Consider the following 799-nt stretch of genomic DNA (forward strand, 5'->3'; position numbering starts at 1 on the left):
GTCAGAGATCGAGCGGCAGGGGCAACAGTTGCTTCCCCTGCTAAATGAAGCCGATTAAATCATCAGATCATCCGCGCTGGTCGCGATATCATCGCGAATCCTGGCCCGGACCGCATGATATCGTGGGCAGCGTTTCCGACAAGCTGAAGTGGCGTCCAGTCGCGCAACTCAGCAGAGACTACGTTTCCGTAACTCGGCATCCAAGCTGGTCCCCAGAGAGGTGGGTTTCGAAGGTTTCTTCGCTCGGTAACTCGGTTGTGCCAAGCTGCCTTGGGGCCGGAAGGGACCTTGAAATGACGTCCTTGGCTTAATCTCGGATAATGGCCCGACGGGACTTTGCAAAAGTCGACTTCAACCCAGCGGCGAAAGCCGTGCCAAAGTATCCGGCTGGCTGTCGCTGCGAAGCAGCTTCAGACAATGCTGCTTCAAACGCAGAAACTCAATGGACGCGATCATTTCTGCCGTTCTCGGCCTGTCGAAACCCACAATGATCTCCTCATGGATGCGGCCCGGCTGCGCCTTCATGACGATGATGCGATCCGAAAGCAGCACCGCTTCGTCGATATCGTGGGTGACGAAGACAATCGTGGTTCTGAATTGGTCCCAAACCTCCAGCAGCAGTTCCTGCATCCTGAGCCGGGTGAGCGCATCCAGCGCTGCGAAGGGTTCGTCCATCAAAAGTAGTCTGGGCTGATTGATGAGCACGCGGGCGATCTCCACGCGCTGTTGCATACCGCCGGAAAGCTGGCCGGGGTAGCGGTCTGCAAAACCATTGAGGCCGACGAGCTCCAGTATCCTG

Annotated in this window: 1 protein-coding gene; it reads right to left on the reverse strand. The window is 56.9% G+C overall.

Features of this window, described 5'->3' with window-relative positions; translation table 11 throughout:
* Nucleotides 1-351: 351 nt before the first annotated feature.
* A partial coding sequence (locus EOA24_RS39865) for an ATP-binding cassette domain-containing protein (protein ID WP_133375042.1) occupies nt 352-799 on the reverse strand: 448 nt, incomplete at its 5' end.

This window comes from Mesorhizobium sp. M2A.F.Ca.ET.039.01.1.1, assembly GCF_003998035.1.
Classification (GTDB): Bacteria; Pseudomonadota; Alphaproteobacteria; order Rhizobiales; family Rhizobiaceae; genus Mesorhizobium.